Source organism: Coleofasciculus sp. A1-SPW-01 (genome assembly GCF_040217205.1).
GTDB lineage: Bacteria > Cyanobacteriota > Cyanobacteriia > Cyanobacteriales > Coleofasciculaceae > Coleofasciculus > Coleofasciculus chthonoplastes_A.
Window position 1 is genome coordinate 39,512 of the sequence record NZ_JAVJNP010000181.1, and the last position, 16,797, is coordinate 56,308.

At 46.1% G+C, this 16,797-nt stretch carries 14 protein-coding genes and 1 tRNA gene; 13 read left to right on the forward strand and 2 right to left on the reverse strand.

The genetic code is table 11. The annotated features are described in order from the left end of the window. Nucleotides 1–37: 37 nt before the first annotated feature. Complete coding sequence (nifJ, locus tag RH949_RS26765; RefSeq protein WP_446357417.1) at nt 38–3,652, reverse strand: pyruvate:ferredoxin (flavodoxin) oxidoreductase; 3,615 nt, start codon at nt 3,650–3,652, stop codon at nt 38–40. Between the two features lie 734 nt (nt 3,653–4,386). On the opposite strand from nifJ, the gene RH949_RS26770 reads away from it, so the two are divergent. The 4 genes from RH949_RS26770 to RH949_RS26785 all read left to right on the forward strand — a co-directional run bounded on the left by RH949_RS26770 (nt 4,387) and on the right by RH949_RS26785 (nt 6,706). After that, nucleotides 4,387–5,268, forward strand: coding sequence for an ATP-binding protein (locus RH949_RS26770; protein ID WP_446357419.1), 882 nt, complete (start codon nt 4,387–4,389; stop codon nt 5,266–5,268). A gap of 15 nt (nt 5,269–5,283) precedes the next feature. After that, nucleotides 5,284–5,634: an STAS-like domain-containing protein gene (locus RH949_RS26775; protein ID WP_044206971.1), complete on the forward strand. Its 351-nt coding sequence runs from the start codon at nt 5,284–5,286 to the stop codon at nt 5,632–5,634. Then, the gene (locus RH949_RS26780; RefSeq protein WP_446357421.1) at nt 5,634–6,239 is read left to right on the forward strand and encodes a hypothetical protein; all 606 of its coding nucleotides are present in this window, start codon (nt 5,634–5,636) and stop codon (nt 6,237–6,239) included. The genes RH949_RS26775 and RH949_RS26780 overlap by 1 nt, the downstream gene beginning before the upstream one ends. A gap of 182 nt (nt 6,240–6,421) precedes the next feature. Continuing rightward, nucleotides 6,422–6,706 carry a YggT family protein gene (locus RH949_RS26785; RefSeq protein WP_006100881.1) on the forward strand — a complete coding sequence of 95 codons (285 nt, stop codon included), beginning with the start codon at nt 6,422–6,424 and terminating at the stop codon, nt 6,704–6,706. 14 nt (nt 6,707–6,720) lie between these two features. Here RH949_RS26785 and accC read toward each other — a convergent pair whose 3' ends face one another. Then, entirely contained in the window at nt 6,721–8,076 is a 1,356-nt protein-coding gene (gene accC / locus RH949_RS26790; protein ID WP_006100845.1) for an acetyl-CoA carboxylase biotin carboxylase subunit, read from the reverse strand. A 158-nt stretch (nt 8,077–8,234) separates the two neighbouring features. Here accC and RH949_RS26795 point away from each other — a divergent pair. From RH949_RS26795 to RH949_RS26835, 9 genes are all read left to right on the forward strand, one after another. Next, nucleotides 8,235–8,316 (forward strand) — tRNA-Leu (locus RH949_RS26795). A gap of 223 nt (nt 8,317–8,539) precedes the next feature. Next, complete coding sequence (locus tag RH949_RS26800; protein WP_446357424.1) at nt 8,540–8,764, forward strand: hypothetical protein; 225 nt, start codon at nt 8,540–8,542, stop codon at nt 8,762–8,764. Between the two features lie 101 nt (nt 8,765–8,865). Continuing rightward, nucleotides 8,866–9,219, forward strand: a complete 354-nt coding sequence (locus RH949_RS26805; protein WP_446357426.1) for a hypothetical protein — start codon at nt 8,866–8,868, stop codon at nt 9,217–9,219. A 189-nt stretch (nt 9,220–9,408) separates the two neighbouring features. Next, complete coding sequence (locus RH949_RS26810) at nt 9,409–10,203, forward strand: alpha/beta fold hydrolase (protein WP_006100972.1); 795 nt, start codon at nt 9,409–9,411, stop codon at nt 10,201–10,203. A 140-nt stretch (nt 10,204–10,343) separates the two neighbouring features. Beyond that, on the forward strand, nt 10,344–12,575 hold the full coding sequence (locus tag RH949_RS26815) for an adenylate/guanylate cyclase domain-containing protein (RefSeq protein WP_446357428.1): 2,232 nt from the start codon (nt 10,344–10,346) through the stop codon (nt 12,573–12,575). Nucleotides 12,576–12,896: 321 nt separating this feature from the next. Then, nucleotides 12,897–13,184: a hypothetical protein gene (locus tag RH949_RS26820; RefSeq protein ID WP_044206966.1), complete on the forward strand. Its 288-nt coding sequence runs from the start codon at nt 12,897–12,899 to the stop codon at nt 13,182–13,184. 267 nt (nt 13,185–13,451) lie between these two features. Further along, nucleotides 13,452–14,636: a GNAT family N-acetyltransferase gene (locus RH949_RS26825; protein WP_446357431.1), complete on the forward strand. Its 1,185-nt coding sequence runs from the start codon at nt 13,452–13,454 to the stop codon at nt 14,634–14,636. 429 nt (nt 14,637–15,065) lie between these two features. Beyond that, complete coding sequence (locus RH949_RS26830) at nt 15,066–15,992, forward strand: DMT family transporter (RefSeq protein ID WP_006101020.1); 927 nt, start codon at nt 15,066–15,068, stop codon at nt 15,990–15,992. 431 nt (nt 15,993–16,423) lie between these two features. Next, the gene (locus RH949_RS26835; RefSeq protein ID WP_006100926.1) at nt 16,424–16,615 is read left to right on the forward strand and encodes a hypothetical protein; all 192 of its coding nucleotides are present in this window, start codon (nt 16,424–16,426) and stop codon (nt 16,613–16,615) included. Nucleotides 16,616–16,797 lie beyond the last annotated feature (182 nt).

Consider the following 16,797-nt stretch of genomic DNA (forward strand, 5'->3'; position numbering starts at 1 on the left):
TGTAGAGACGTAGCATGCTACGTCTCTACACTGTTATTTAGGTATTCGTCGGTTCCTTAACTTCCTCACCAGTTTGGGTTGTCTGACCATTTCCATGACCGTTTTGGGTGTCCAACTGACGGGCTGCCAGATATTGGTACATATGCCACCGAGTCTGCACATCCTGCTGCGCTTCTCCTAAAAGACGTTTAGCATCTTCTGGCTTACTCTTGGTCAGCATCTTGAAGCGGTTTTCTTGATACATGGATTGTTCCACCGGGAATTTCGGACTCCGCATATCCAGTTGCAGGGGATTCTTCGCTTCTTTGACTAAATCGGGATTGAAGCGATACAGCAACCAACGCCCGGACTCAACCAACGCCTTGTGATGCGACATCGATGTGGTCATATTAATCCCGTGGGCAATACAGTGCGAATACGCCAAGATTAGGGATGGACCATCATACGCCTCCGCTTCTAAGAACGCCTTCAAGGTATGTTCATCCCGCGCCCCCATTGCCACACTAGCAACATAGACATTCCCGTAGGTCATCGCAATCAAACCTAGGTCTTTCTTCGCTGACGGTTTACCCGCTGCTGCGAATTTCGCCACCGCCCCCCGTGGGGTAGCTTTGGACGCTTGACCACCCGTGTTGGAATACACCTCAGTATCCAACACCAGGATATTCACATTACGACCACTTGCCATCACATGGTCTAAACCACCGTAACCAATATCATACGCCCAGCCGTCACCGCCAATAATCCAGACACTCTTCTTAACCAGGTAATCGGCTAAACTTAACAACTGCTTGGCTTCGGGAGAGTTCATCCCTTGCAGTTTCTGCTTGAGTTGCGCCACCCGTTCCCGTTGTTCCCAAATATCAGCTTCGGATTTCTGTTCCGCGTTGAGAATCCCACCGACTAAGTTATCGCCAATCTCACCCGCTAAACGTTGGACTAACTCAGCGGCAAATTGGGTGTGTTTGTCAATGGACACCCGGAAGCCGATGCCAAATTCGGCGTTATCTTCAAACAAGCTATTTGACCAAGCCGGTCCACGCCCTTCAGCATTCTGTGACCAAGGCGTAGTTGGTAGGTTTCCGCCGTAAATCGAGGAACAGCCTGTGGCATTTGCCACCACCATGCGATCGCCAAATAGTTGAGTCGCCAGTTTCAGATAGGGCGTTTCCCCACAACCCGCACAAGCGCCGGAGAACTCAAATAGGGGTTCTTGCCATTGCTGCTGACGAATCCGGTCTAAATTTAAGGAACGGCGATCGGGATTAGGAATATCTAAGAAGAAGTCCCAATTTGTCTGTTCCTGTTCCCGCAACGGTAACTGGGATTCCATGTTAATCGCCTTCAGCTTAGGCTGAGACTTATTCTTCGCCGGACAAACATCGACACAGATTCCGCAACCGGTGCAGTCTTCTACCGCCACCTGAATCGTAAATTTCTGTCCCCCATACTCTTTATCCCGTGTATCCGTGGACTTAAAAGAATCTGGGGCATTTTCTAACACCTGTGAGTCGTAAGATTTACCTCGGATCACCGCATGGGGACAAACCATGACACATTTCCCACATTGGACGCAGACATCGGGGTCCCAAACGGGAACTTCTAATGCTACATTGCGTTTTTCCCATTTCGTCGTGCCAGTGGGGAAGGTACCATCCACGGGCATGGCACTCACGGGCAGGTTATCGCCATCCCGCGCCATCATTTGACCCAACACATCCCGGACAAAGGCTGGGGCGGTGTCGGGAACTGGGGGACGCATATCCACAGTGCTGTCTATTGTGTCAGGTACTTGCACTTCAGACAGATGCGCCAAGGCGTTGTCCACCGCCTCAATATTCATGCGGACAACTTCTGCACCCTTCTTGCCGTAAGTCTTTTCGATGTACTGCTTAATTTTCGCGATCGCTTCTGCTTTGGGTAAGACATTCGCCAGTTCAAAGAAGCAGACTTGCATCACGGTGTTAATCCGCCGTCCCATGCCACTGCTAACTGCCACTTGGTTAGCGTCAATGACATAGAACTTCAACTGCTTGTTGACAATTTCCTCTTGGATTGGGCGGGGTAGTTTACTCCACACTTCATCTTTACTGAAGGGACAATTCAGCAGGAAGGTTGCACCAGGAGCAGCTGAACTCAGAACGTTCAATTTTTCCAGGAATAGCCACTGGTGACAGGCGACAAAGTTCGCTTGGCTAATCAGGTAGGTTGAGCGAATCTTTTCGGGTCCGAAGCGCAGGTGAGAAACGGTAACGGCACCGGATTTCTTGGAGTCGTACACGAAGTAGCCTTGGGCGTAGTTCTCGGTTTCTTCACCAATAATCTTGATCGAGTTCTTATTCGCGCCCACGGTACCATCTGACCCTAAGCCATAGAACACACAGCGTACCACAGTTTCGGGTTCTGTGGAGAAGTTGGGATCATAGGAGAGGCTGGTATTGGTCAAGTCATCGTTGATGCCAATAGTAAAATGGTTCTTCGGTTGGTTAGCCGCCAGGTTATCGAAAATCCCCTTAACCATCGCGGGGCTAAATTCCTTGGAGGATAAGCCATAGCGTCCACCGACAACCTTGGGTTTGGGACTATCCGCTTCCCAAGCTTCCTCAACGGCTGTCACGATATCCAGATACAGGGGTTCACCACCAGCACCCGGTTCTTTGGTTCGGTCTAAGGCAGCGATACTCTTGGTGGTAGCCGGTAATGCCTTGACCAACTGTTTCATGTCAAAGGGGCGATACAGCCGCACTTTGATCATCCCTACTTTTTCACCCTGTTTGTTCAGGTAATCCACGGTTTCATGGACGGTTTCTGTGCCAGAACCCATGAGGATAATTACTCGTTCGGCATCAGGGGCACCGTAATATTGGAACAGTTCATACTTGCGCCCAGTGAGTTCGGCAAATTTGTCCATGGTGTTCTGGACAATTTCTGGGCAGGCGTTGTAGTAAGGATTAACGGTTTCCCGCGCTTGGAAATAGACATCTGGGTTTTGGGCAGTGCCGCGCAAGACGGGGCGATCCGGGGTTAGACCCCGCGCCCGGTGTTCCATCACCCGTTCATCATTAATCATCGCCCGCAGATCTTCGTCTGCCAGGAGTTCAATTTTCTGAACTTCGTGGGAAGTGCGGAAGCCGTCAAAGAAATGGATAAAAGGAATGCGGGATTCTAGGCTAGCGGCGTGGGTAATTAACGCTAAGTCATGTGCCTCTTGGACTGATCCCGACGCCAACAGACCAAAGCCTGTAGCACGGCACGCCATCACGTCTTGGTGATCCCCAAAAATGGACAGGGCTTGGGCGGCTAGCGATCGCGCGGCGACATGGATCACGGCTGAGGTCATTTCCCCGGCGATTTTGTAGAGGTTGGGCAGCATTAACAGCAAGCCTTGAGAGGCGGTGAATGTACTGGTTAATGACCCTGCCTGCAACGCGCCATGGACTGTACCTGCCGCCCCGGCTTCACTCTGCATTTCAATGATTGAGGGAACAGTACCCCAGAGGTTCTTGCGACCTTCTGAAGACCAGGCATCTGCCCATTCTCCCATGGGAGAAGCGGGGGTGATCGGATAAATGGCGATTACTTCATTGAGTGGGTAGGCAACGCGAGCTACCGCTTCGTTTCCGTCTAGAGTTGCAATCGTTCGTTTCGTCATAGTTACAAACCTTTTTGGGTTGCTGGGTAATCTTTTTTGTTTGGGGCGCTCAACTTCAACATTAATTCCTTATCTATTGCAAATCCCCTATCAATTTCGTCTCTTCCACTACAAAACGTCAATTCTCTTGGCAATCGAATTAGCATAAAGTTTCCAATTGAGTCCTCTTTGAACAACGTCAATGTTGTTTTGTCTAGGGGACATAAATCGACTTTCAACCCCCAGGCTATATGGCTGACGGTCATTTCCGGAATTCGTTAACAGTCTTTTAACATTCCCGTCTGCTTCCGGATACTCTTCTATTATCTAACAAAAAATTAGCAATTTAGGTAGTCTAACTTTTTTTTAATTTATTTAAGACTTTGGCAACTCCCTACCTTAAAATAATCTAAATAATAAGCTGTATTAGTTTTTACAAGCTGGGAGATTTTAACTTAATTAAGTATTAGTACGAAATAATTAAGAAATATTTCATTTCGTAAATATTTCTCAGCTTCTCAGCCATTGAGGGAGATGGGGAAAAAAAAGAGTTCCCTGGATCAACCCGTTCATCTGATTGGTCGCAGTACGGCAGGGTTGCTAGACTAGCGCTATACTCGTCACTATCGGCAACGAGTGCGATCGCTAACCCTGTTGGGTGTCGGTGTGTCCGCCGTCGCCAATTCAGTCATCGCTGGGATTGGGCTAAGTTTAAACTATACTCTATATCTTGACCACACATTCCAGAATTAATTGTGAGCCTAGTTCTTCAAGTTCTAACTATCAACGATGAGTTGAAAGACTTTGAGCTGCTGTTTCAACTTTGGCAGCAAGTCAACCAGACAGACTTGGAAGTAGTCTTCGATTTCTCTGGATGCAGCTTTCTACGACAAAATGCTGTAGCTTTTCTCGGTGGGTTAGCCCGCTTAATTGAATCCCAGGGGCGTAAGGTTAGCTTCAAGTGGGATACACTAGACAATCGAATCCGGATAAATCTTCAACAAAATGGTTTTATGCACATCTTTGGGGAGGGTGTAAAGCCTTGGGAAGGAAACTCCATCCCATATAGAGAAGACCGAGAGCTAGATAAAACGGGTTTAGGGGATTACCTATCTGAACAATGGTTAGGTCGTGGTTGGGTTCATATCGATCAGTTATTGAAAAACCATATTGTTTCAACCGTCTGGGAAATCTATGCAAATGCCTTCGAGCATGGACAAACAAATATTGGGGTTTTTAGTTGCGGACAGCACTACCCCACTCTGGGAGAACTGAAACTTACCGTAGTCGATTTTGGGGTTGGTATTCCTCGCAACGTTCGCGATTTCTTGAACCAGACTGATTTATCAGCAGATGAGACGCTCAAATGGGCATTTGAGCCGGGAACAACCACCAAACATGGTATAGCAAGGGGCATAGGACTTGACTCTTTAAAACAATTTGTCAGGGTGAATGAGGGAAAACTGGAGATTTTCAGTCATAATGGATATGTCATAATTGACAAAACGCAAGAAACGTATCAAAGTAGTCAAACTTTCTTTGAGGGAACACTGGTCAATATCACACTTAAATGTGATGAGTCTTATTACTCACTAGACTCGCTGAACTCTGAACCCAGCGAGGAGGCACTGTTCTAAAGGGAGGTCAGAACGATGAAAAAATACAATATCCACGACCTAGTGGGCAAATACTGCATGACTCTTGAAGATGGTCAAACCGTTTACCAACTCATTCACCCGGAACTGATAGCCGATCATCCTGTCGAGGTAGACTTTGCTGGAGTAGATTTTTTTGCTTCCCCCTTTTTTAATTTTGCCATTGGTCAATTGCTAGGAGACATAAAACCAGAAACCCTCAACCGTTTGCTTAAAGTGTCTAACCTCAACCCAGTTGGCAAACAGGTACTCAAAGCGGTGATTGAAAACTCGAAGCGGTATTACTCAGATGAGTATACTCGCAAAGCAGTAGATAAAGTCGTTAGCGAACAAGCAAATAGTCTTTGATGGTAATCAACTACACAGTTCAGGCTGAGGTTTTTGATATTCACTCTGATATCCCAAAACAGGATGACATTTTTCTTGTTGACACTAATGTCTGGTACTGGCTCACCTATACCCAAGCTAGTACCTCAGCACTATCTTATCAGACTAATGTGTATCCCTCCTATTTAATGAAAGCTATTTCTGTTCAAGCTTCACTCCGATACTGTGGTCTTTCCCTAGCAGAGTTAGCACACAATATTGAGACAACAGAACGAAAAATTTTTTCCGCCACAATAAAAGCCAAAGACTATCGCCACAACTACCCATCGCAAAGAGCTAATGTTGTAACCGAAGTTCAAACTGCTTGGAGTCAAGTTACATCTATGGCTTCATGTATTGATATTACAGTGGATGATGTTAGCATTAACAAATCTCTAGTCAGACTCCAGACTCAACCCCTTGATGGTTACGATCTGCTCATACTCGAAGCAATAGCTCAAGCAGGAATCGTGAACGTGATTACTGATGATGGTGACTATGTAACTGTTCCGGGAATCCAAGTTTTTACAGCAAACCGTAACGCGATCGCGGCTGCCGCGAATCAGGGTAAACTTTTGACGAGGTGAAAATATGATTTCAACACTCAGACTTTTTAGCATTTCTCCTGAATCCGTCTCAAAATCACAGACTTGATCATATTTTACGGATATCCTACCCTATCCCCGTAGTGCGATAGTAGTTCATCCCAGTCTTGCGTTACACTGGCTAACTGATTTCCATACTTTTCTGTGAAATTAGGAATTGTCTCATGAATACTGCGACACTGGCAACATGGATTCTCAGCCCTTTACTGGGACTGGCTATCTTACTATTCATCTTCCGGATTATCCTGACCTGGTATCCTCAGATCGATCTCAACCGCTTCCCCTTCAATCTGGTTGCTTTGCCCACCGAACCTTTTTTAGTCCCAACCCGCAAACTGGTGCCGCCCATTGGGGGTGTGGATATTACGCCGATTATTTGGGTTGGGATTGTTAGCTTACTGCGAGAGATTCTTGTCGGTCAGCAAGGATTACTGACCATGATCCACTGACTGCCCCTAACCCTTTAAGATTGGGCGGTTGCCATCATTTGCTCAACAAAATTTGTATACACATCACCACTGAGAAACGCTGGAGTTTCTAAGATTTTTTGGTGGAAACTCAGCGTGGTGGCAACCCCAGTAATCGCACATTCACGCAGGGCGCGTTTCATGCGGCGAATCGCGGCATCGCGGTTGGGTGCCCATACGATTAACTTGCCGATTAATGAGTCGTAATAGGGGGGAATTTCATAATCGGTGTAAACATGGGAATCCATCCGCACGCCGGGTCCTCCGGGTGGCAGATAACCACTAATCCGCCCCGGTTGAGGACGGAAATTGCGATCGGGATCTTCGGCATTAATCCGACATTCAATCGCGTGTCCCTGAAGCTTCACTTGGTCTTGCGTCAGTTTCAAGGGTTCGCCTTGGGCAATCCGAATCTGTTCGGCAATTAAGTCCAATCCTGAGATCATCTCGGTGACAGGATGCTCAACTTGAATACGAGTATTCATTTCCATAAAGTAAAAATTACCCATGGCATCCAGCAGAAACTCAACCGTACCCGCCCCGACGTAATTAATCGACTTGGCAGCCATGACAGCAGCAGTTCCCATTTTTTCTCGCAGTTCTGGGGTTAAGGCGGGACTAGGGGCTTCTTCTAAGAGTTTCTGGTGACGCCGTTGAATGGAACAGTCTCGTTCTCCCAGATGAATCACGTTACCGTAACTATCAGCAAGAATTTGAAACTCAATATGGCGGGGACGGACGATAAATTTTTCCAGATAAAGTCCTGGGTTGCCAAAGGCGGCGTCGGCTTCTCCTTGGGCGGCTTGAAACAGGCGACTCATGGCACTCTCATCGGGAACCAAACGCATCCCTCGTCCGCCACCGCCTGCTGTGGCTTTAATCATCACCGGATAACCGATGTCTTTGGCAAGTGTGATGGCTTCTCGTTCACTACTCAACAATCCCTCACTTCCGGGTACGGTGGGTACTCCTGCCCGTTGCATGGTTTCCTTGGCGGTGGATTTATCCCCCATCGCCCGCATCGCTTCAGGTGACGGACCGATAAAAGAGATTTGATGATCGGCGCAAATTTCGGCAAATCGGGCATTTTCTGCCAAAAAACCATAGCCGGGATGAATGGCGGTGGCGTTGCGCGTCAGGGCGGCGGCGATAATATTAGGAATATTCAAGTAGCTTTTGCTACTGGGCGCTTCACCGATGCATATAGCTTCATCCGCCAGTTGTACATGGAGGGCGTGTTGATCGATGGTCGAGTGAACGGCAACGGTGGCAATTCCCATTTCTTCACAAGTTCGGAGAATTCGCAGGGCAATTTCCCCACGATTGGCAATTAAGATTTTGGCAAAGTCCATAAAACAGCGCTGCTATATCCGTATTCAGTAGGATAAGGGGGATTGTCCCCTTTGGTGGCATCCTTGAGGAATCATTAGTGACGTTTTTTGGTGGGATTTCAACAAAATTGTCGGGAAGTCGTAATTTCTCAAAAGAGTTGATATAATAGGTTAGCCATGCGGATGTGGTGGAATTGGTAGACACGCACGCTTGAGGGGCGTGTGGCGTAAGCCTTGCGAGTTCGAGTCTCGCCATCCGCACTCCCTGGTGTATGAGGGCATCGGGAAGCGACTCGCATTGTTTGTCCGTCCCAACTTTGTCCGTCCCAGTAGGGTAACCGGGGAAAAGATGTGCGATCGCCTGCGTTTGGGTGCAGAGAACATTTAGGATTGAACGTCACCCCAGATTAGGGGACGCTTGTATAAATAAGACGTTTGACAAATCTTTAAGGTTTCTTTACATTGCTAAAGGGTAATGGCGTGGGTGGGAAAAATCCCAAACCCTTTAGATTTCAGCGCCTTGAGAGAAACGACTGGTAAGGTTTCTAGTCAATCTCTGACTGTGGAAGCGCTAAAGCGCTCACTACGAACGGTGGAAGCGCTAAAGCGCTCACTACGAACGGCGCGATCGCGCGTTTCTCCGGAAATGGCTATGTTGCGGTTGAAGGTGAATACAAGTAAATCGCAAGTAAGCGATGTAGCTATTTAACAATCCGTAATACAATAGTTGATAATACTCAACAAAATTGTTCGGTTGACAACAATAGAGAGGTGAAGTTTATGTCTACAGTTTCCAAGGAGCCAAACTTCATGCTAATCGATCTAACCGATAATGTTTGGGTCAATACCCTGATTCCCAGTGCTAACCATGCCGCTTTGCGTTGTGGATTTGCGGGATATCCAGTGAATCCTCGTTGGAATGCTGCCAAGTTTAAAGCTTGGAAAACTGGGCGTCAGTGGCGAGAGGCATTAGCACAAGGCGAAATGGCGGTGCGTTCTCACGATTCCATGTTAGTTCCGGTATCTGAGTTAAACGAGAATGGTTTAGAGGAGAAAGAAGCGAAGGCTTCCGACTCGCAACCCGTTGCATCTACCAATCATTCACGGTTTAAGTTTCCGTTGAGACCTAAACAAATATTAGCCGCATTCCACGCTGTCTCTTGAAAGACAAATTTTATATGCAGGATTTTCAGGGGAGAGACGCGATGAATCGCGTCTCTCATGGTGTTTGACGATCTCCTCGTCCTTTGTCATGCATTGAAATTGGGTATTTCCTGTTGCCTATTGCCTATTCCCTATTGCCTCTCCCCACCACAAGACATTCAGCAGCCCCTACATTAGAAAACCCCGCTTATGACCACAAGTGTATTAGAACGCAATCATATCAATATCCTCGGTGAAGGTACTCAGACGATCATCTTTGCCCATGGCTTTGGTTCAGATCAAACCGCTTGGCGTCATCAAGTCGCCGCCTTCGCCTCTGACTATCGGATTGTCCTTTTTGATCATGTCGGTGCTGGAAAATCCGATTTTTCTGCCTATAGTCCCCATCGCTACAGTAGCCTCTATAGCTACGCCGAGGACTTGCTGGAAATCTGTCATGAGTTAAAACTTACAAACTCCATCTTGGTGGGTCACTCAGTCAGTGGTATGATTAGCTTGCTAGCTGCACTCATCGATCCCTCATGCTTCAGCCAGCTTATTTTTGTTGGTGCATCTCCTCGGTATCTCAACGATGTGGGATATGTGGGTGGGTTTGATCAGTCTGACCTAGATGCACTCTATGGAGCGATGTCAGCAAACTACTATGCTTGGGTGAGTGGTTTTGCCTCAATGGTGATGGGAAACCCTGAACGTCCGGAACTGGCAACGGAATTTGCGAATACTCTGACGGCTATTCGTCCAGATATTGCCCAAGCCGTTGCTCGAGTTATATTCCAGTCGGATCACCGGAAAGAGTTACCGCGCCTGAATGTACCGACTCTGATTCTACAATCGAGTGATGATGTTGCTGTACCTCCAGAAGTTGGTCAGTATATGTCAGATAACATCCCTGAGAGTCAGCTAATCAATATAAAAGCATGGGGTCATTTACCTCACTTGAGTGCGCCAGATACCGTAACACAAGCGATCGCGGCTTGTCTTTAGTTCTTAACTTAAAAGGTGTTGAGATAACAGGAGTTCGTAGTCGGCATCCTTTGTGCTAGAAGTGCTTTGGCTCTGATGACAAACACTCTATGTCAACGACATTCTTCTTCTTCACTTATTGTTAATGCTCATTGTTGTCCTTGGCTCATCCCAATCAGCTTCCTACATTTAGGCGATTTTTAATCGGACTATTGCTGATTCTGGTTGGACTAGATACGCTTAATCCCAGCAGAATCTCAACGTTGAGTCTAGGATCGATTGTTTTTACTGTCATCGTTTTTTTCCCTCTACCTGCTTGGGTTCTGAGTCTCTTCACCGCCACAAAAACGGGGCAAGATAAGGGAGTAGAGGAACCGAGAAGCAGAGGAGACAATGGAGATGGAGCCAATCCCCGATCGCTGTCTGTAATCGGGTTGATTTTGATCGTTGGCTGGCTGCTGGTTAGTCGGTATGCCTACTTATGCCCTTGGCTCACAGGAGTGAGTTTGGCGATCGCATCGGGTTTGCTGGTGCGTCGTTTCCTGTTAGAGATTGAATGGAAATTAGCAGCGGGTTCTGTACTCGCCGCGATCGCACTGCGTCAACTGGATCAGGTAACGGCTCAATCACTCGTCAGTTTCCCATCTACGGCGCTACCCAATCAACTGACAACCCCGAAACTCTTTGCTGAAGCCCTAACCCATAAACGCACCCTATTCTATGGGAATTATCCGGCGACGCCCAAAGCCGCCCCTGTGCTTGTCGCTAAAGGTACCAAGTCTCTAGCGGTACTCCCCCTGCGGAAGGAACAAACGACACAGGAGCAAGGTGCTATCTTATTACTCTGGTATCGCCAAACTTACCTACCCTCATACCAGCGTCATTTCCTGGATTTACTACTCGGAGAACTCCACACCCTTCTACGCCTACAAACCACCACGTTTCGCCTCGAACAACTCCAAGCCCGCTACAATGCCATTTTAGAGATCCCTCAGGGAGTCGTCTTTGTCGATATCAGTGGCGGACAAGGTTGGCTAAATCCAGCCGGGGCAAAGCTTTTGGGATTAAAACAGGGAGACGTGGAACCGAGTGCGATCGCCCAGGCGATGGCAACCTTACGCAGCAGCGCGGATAATCAGGAAGAGATTGCTAAACAGGCGGCACAGCTTTTTTCCCAACCAGAAGTAGAAATTCACGACTGGATCTGGACGTTTAGTCAACCCAAATCAGTGGTACTGAGTATCTCAAGTTTGCCGACTTATGGGAAAGATATTCAAGGTCGCCTCTGGTTGTTCAATGATATCACTGAAAAATATTTGGCTCAACAAGCATTAGCTGAACGTACAACCCAACTAGAAACGGCGAATGAACAACTGGAAACAGTTAATGACGCCTTACGATTTACGCAGTTTTCAATTGATCGAGCGGCTGATGCAATTTTCTGGATTGGGCAAAATGGAAAGTTATTGTATGTCAATTATGCCGCTTGTCGGTTGTTGGGGTATCCTCTGAATGATTTGCTGTCGATGAAAATTCATGAGATTGATGCTAATTTTACAGCTCAGAGTTGGTCAGATCATTGGCAGATTATTCAACAATGTGGTTCCCTCTGTCTTGAATCTCATCATCGCAGCAAAACGGGTAAACGTATCCCCGTAGAAGTGCGAATTAGTTATTTGGAATTTAACGGCAAGGAATACAACTGTGCCTTTGTCCGTGATATTACCGAACGCAAGCAAGCTGAGAAGGCATTACGTTGGGAACAGGAGAAAGCTGATCGTTTATTGTTGAATATTTTACCCAAACCCATTGCCGAGCGATTAAAACAGGAAACCTGTCTCATTGCCGATCGCTTTGCTGATGTGACGATTTTATTTGCCGATCTTGTTGGTTTTACCGATATTTCGGCGCGGATGCCGCCCACACAATTGGTTTTCTTATTAAATCAGATCTTCTCCCGATTTGATCAATTAACGGAAAAACATGGGTTAGAGAAGATTAAAACAATTGGCGATGCTTATATGATCGCCAGTGGTATTCCCACTCCTCGCAAAGACCATGCTGAAACCATGATCGAAATGGCATTAGATATGCAAATCGCCATTGCTCGCTTTAACCAATTTCAGGATGAAAATTTCTGTCTGCGGATTGGGATCAATAGTGGTCCTGTGATTGCTGGAGTAATTGGCACCAAGAAATTTATTTATGATTTGTGGGGAGATGCGGTTAATACCGCTAGCCGCATGGAGTCTCATGGTATTCCTGACAAGATTCAGGTTACAGAAATGACATACAAACTCTGTAAGGACAAGTTTTTATTTGAGCAGCGAGGGCAAATTCCGGTTAAAGGAAAGGGGGACATGATGACTTATATAGTTATCAGTCGTAAATAATTCAATATTTGTTCATTGTTCATGGTTCATGGTTCATGGTTAGCTCATCTGCTAACGTGGGTATACTGTACTGCATTTGATTAAGTTTTGTTGTATAATCATTAGTTTATCAAAAATATATTGATTTTTTTTGAGTAATCTAAAAAAAATTAACTCTATGTGTTTACACAAAAGTGTAACATTTGTCAATCCGCCAAAGTACACAAAATAATCCAAAAATTTGGCGGAAGCGAAATTATGGGGATTGAATAAAAATAAAAGTAATATTAATTAAGAGATGTAAATCCCTTTAGCAAAGACGGAGAGATTAGGCTCATGTTCATGTCAACCTTGCTCTATCTGAATCACTACATCAGAATTGAGATGCCAAATCCAGATGTTGATAACACCATCTACGTGTGTATTTGTCGAGCTTCCGGCACTTATGAGCCCGATGAGTGCGAACCGTATGTAACGGATTACCAACTCAGTGCAAAGTCCCCTGATCCAAATGATTGGATTAAGGAAGCCATGGATAGCGCGATCGCCACATTGGATAAACTCGGGGTGAAATACTACAACCCAAAGTTTTTGACAGCGCATCCTGCCTGTAGTCAAGAAGTCGCTTAAGCCAACGCCGCCGACTCCATCTGGTATCGTTGAACTGAAAAAATTAGCACAAGTTATTCTAGTCCTGTGACAATTGTCACTATTGATAACCTTTTTTTGATTAATCTCCTCAGAAGCGCTTTCACACAGCAGTTTGTGCAAGGGCGGGTTTTGTCTGCCATTTAAGAGCATCTAAATCCGTCCTTACAGGGTTTTCATCCATAACCGATAAGGAAATTCTCGATAATGTATTACAATTACATACAAACAGTATTATGAGAGTGCAAAATGGTTATCAGCGCTCAACTTGATTATGGATGCATCTCCAACGCAGACGAAGCTGAACAACTTGGGGAACTACTGACGCAATGTTTTGGTAGTTCCCTAAACAATTGGCAAGTTTACCTAAATCGTATCGGTCAAGATAATTTCCGTCTCATTCGTCAAGGGGAAAAGATTGTTGGCGGTTTAGCCATTTATACCATGGGACAATGGTACGGGGGTCAGTCCATACCCATGGCAGGAATTGCCGCCGTTGGCATTGCCCCAGAGTATCGAGGTACAGGGGCAGCTTATAAACTGATGCAATGCACACTCCAAGAACTTCATCAGCAAGGCGTACCCATTTCCACCCTCTACGCCGCTACTCAAGTTCTCTACCGCAAAGTCGGCTATGAACAAGCAGGGATTCGGTGTCGTTGGCAGATACCAACCCAGACAATTCAAAAGCGCGATCGCACTTTACCGATGTTCAGGGTGAAACCTGTACGCTACGAGATTTTTCAGGACTTGTATTCTCAACAAGCGCAAACAACCAATGGTAATTTAAATCGAAATCCAGCCATTTGGCAAAATCTGGTTGAAGCACCAAATGATCAGTCGGTTTATGCTTATCTTATCGGTGCTGAATCTCAACCGGAAGGCTATGTAATTTGTACCCAATCTTCAAACGCTGAGGGCTTATTGCTGAATATTAAAGATTGGGCATTCCTTACCCCAGCCGCCGCACGGCGTTTTTGGACATTCTGTGCGGATCATCGTTCTCAGGTGAGGCAAGTACGTTGGTATAGTTCGTTGATGGATAGTTTAACTTTACCCTTAGTGGAACAAACGGCTCAAATTCGCCAGCAAGAACGTTGGATGCTGCGGATTCTTAATGTTCCGAAAGCGTTGGAAAAACGAGGATATCCTTTAGAGATTGAAACTGAATTACATTTACAGGTTCAGGATGAATTATTTGCCGCTAATAACGGTAACTTTATCTTGAGTGTGTCTCAGGGACGCGGGAAAGTCACGCCGGGAGGGACTGGTGAATTCCGTTTGCATGTAGGGGCGTTGGCTTCTCTGTTTACCAGTTTATTTACACCTGAGCAACTGCAACGGATGGGGTATTTGGATAGTACAGCAGCAGCTTTGTCAAGAGCTAATTCACTATTTTCTGGCTCATTACCTTGGATGCCGGATTTCTTTTAATCGGGATTGGGAATTGGGGTTGGCATTAGTTTTAAGTTGAATGTCACTGACTGGTATGCTGGTGGGTTGAGCGAAGTCGAAACCCACCCTACGATAGATAAATGGTTTTGGCGCTCCCCAAATGCTTATTTCAGTGCTATTTGTGTTAAGTTAAGCTACAGCCTAAGCTGTTCGGCATTTAAACCATAATGTCAAGAATTGCGAGATCCTTGTAGTGCGTTTAGCGAAGCCATGCCGCAGGCTTTGCATCTTGCTCGCTACTAATACCCAATTTAAATGCATTACAGCCTATACCTTCAATTTAGGAAAGGGCGGGTTTTGTTCTAAATGTTATCGGTGATATTCAAGTTGAGTGGCTAAACCCGCCCCTACAATTGGCAGACGCTTCAAAAGTACGTCTCTACATGACTTTTTACTTTTTTTATATTCATGTCACTCCATCAAACTTCGGGTCGCTGGCGCTTGGGATTAGCGCTATCTTTAATTACTGTATTTATGTGGGGGATTCTCCCTCTAGCGCTAACCATAACTCTTCAGGTTTTGGATGTTTATACAATCACCTGGTTTCGTTTTCTTATGGCTTTTGGATTGCTGGCGCTTTTTTTAGCCACAAGACAACAGTTTCCGTCATTACAGCAACTGCGGTCAGCGTCTCTGGGACTATTAGCGATCGCGACTCTTTTTTTAGGAGGTAATTACCTGCTATTTTTGCAAGGGTTAGGGCAAACGTCTCCTACAAATGCCCAAGTATTGATTCAGTTAGCCCCCATGTTTTTTGGTTTGGGCGCTTTGGTGGTTTTCAAAGAACATTATACTCTGCGTCAATGGATTGGTGTGGGTATTCTGGTGTTGGGATTTACTCTATTTTTCCATGATCGATTCCAAGTTGTAATCACCTCACGCTCTACCTATCTATTGGGTAATATGATTATCGTCTTAGCTGCTGTAACTTGGGCAATTTATGCTTTGGCACAAAAACAGCTTTTGCATAAATTACCGTCTACGACGATAATGCTGGTAATTTATGGCGGTTGTGCTTTATTATTCACGCCGCTAACGACACCGCAATCCCTTCTCAGTTTGAGTCCGTTACACCTGAGTTTACTCCTGTTTTGTGGATTAAATACCCTGATTGCGTATGGGGCGTTTGCAGAAGCTTTGGAACATTGGCAAGCCTCGCGAGTGAGTGCGGTATTGGCACTTACACCGTTGGTGACATTAAGTTCAGTTTGGATGGCTTCGCGCTTTATCCCCAGATGGGTTGCACCGGAACAGTGGACAGGTTTAGGGTTATTGGGGGCAATGTTAGTGGTGTCGGGTTCGATCGCGATCGCGTTAGGGCATCGATTACCTTGAAACACCTTTGGTTTTGCTGCAAGGGCGATCCGCTTGCATTCATTCACAACGGCATGTTCTTCAGAGAAGGGATTGAGAAGTTTTTTTAAGTTTCATGACAATAACTCCTCAGCTACAAATCAAGGTCATCAACGGCTTAATCCTAAGCCAGGACTGAATTTTCCCGGCAATTTCCAGAGGACGCGATCGCACTATCCTATGCTGAATATCACAATTATCCTGTGATGGAAACATCTAGATCATCACAGGCGTTATCGCGTAGGATGCAATAGTTCATCTCAAACCTATCGTGGTTTAAAGGAAGGGGCATTATGAACACCTCTTGGATTCGCACCGCAACCATTACCGTCATTGATGTGGCTTTGCTTTGCACTGCTCCTCTATTAATTCAACTCTTTTCCCACTTGCCATAACTGGATTACCCAAAAGTCTTGAATACAGATTCAACCCGTACCCAACAGATACAGCAACAGGTTAACCAGGCGATCGCGTCTCTCAAGTCTCAAGGAATCCACGATTGGGAGATTTTGGATACTTGGTCTAAACTACTCCATCAGCAGGGTAACTACGCGGCTGCTGACACATTGGCATCCGCCGCCTACGAATTAGGGGTTGCTGAATAAGTCTTGTAGTGGGGTAGGGAGCAGGGGAAGCCGGGGAAGCTGGGGGAGCAGGGGGAGCAATGATACATTTTCCCTGATAGCGGTGCAAGGGTATGAAAGGGTTTTACCTTATGTTCTTGAAGATGAGCCAATGTCCATGCTACTCAAAGCCTTGATAGATAAGGGTTTTGGAGTTGTGCAGC

What these genes read in the sequence shown, in the direction of transcription:
- nifJ (WP_446357417.1), bottom strand. Translation starts at nt 3,652, where the DNA reads ATGACGAAACGAACGATTGCAACTCTAGACGGAAACGAAGCGGTAGCT.
- RH949_RS26775 (WP_044206971.1), top strand. Translation starts at nt 5,284, where the DNA reads ATGAAAAAATACAATATCCACGACCTAGTGGGCAAATACTGCATGACT.
- RH949_RS26780 (WP_446357421.1), top strand. Translation starts at nt 5,634, where the DNA reads ATGGTAATCAACTACACAGTTCAGGCTGAGGTTTTTGATATTCACTCT.
- RH949_RS26785 (WP_006100881.1), top strand. Translation starts at nt 6,422, where the DNA reads ATGAATACTGCGACACTGGCAACATGGATTCTCAGCCCTTTACTGGGA.
- accC (WP_006100845.1), bottom strand. Translation starts at nt 8,076, where the DNA reads ATGGACTTTGCCAAAATCTTAATTGCCAATCGTGGGGAAATTGCCCTG.
- RH949_RS26805 (WP_446357426.1), top strand. Translation starts at nt 8,866, where the DNA reads ATGCTAATCGATCTAACCGATAATGTTTGGGTCAATACCCTGATTCCC.
- RH949_RS26810 (WP_006100972.1), top strand. Translation starts at nt 9,409, where the DNA reads ATGACCACAAGTGTATTAGAACGCAATCATATCAATATCCTCGGTGAA.
- RH949_RS26820 (WP_044206966.1), top strand. Translation starts at nt 12,897, where the DNA reads ATGTCAACCTTGCTCTATCTGAATCACTACATCAGAATTGAGATGCCA.
- RH949_RS26825 (WP_446357431.1), top strand. Translation starts at nt 13,452, where the DNA reads ATGGTTATCAGCGCTCAACTTGATTATGGATGCATCTCCAACGCAGAC.
- RH949_RS26830 (WP_006101020.1), top strand. Translation starts at nt 15,066, where the DNA reads ATGTCACTCCATCAAACTTCGGGTCGCTGGCGCTTGGGATTAGCGCTA.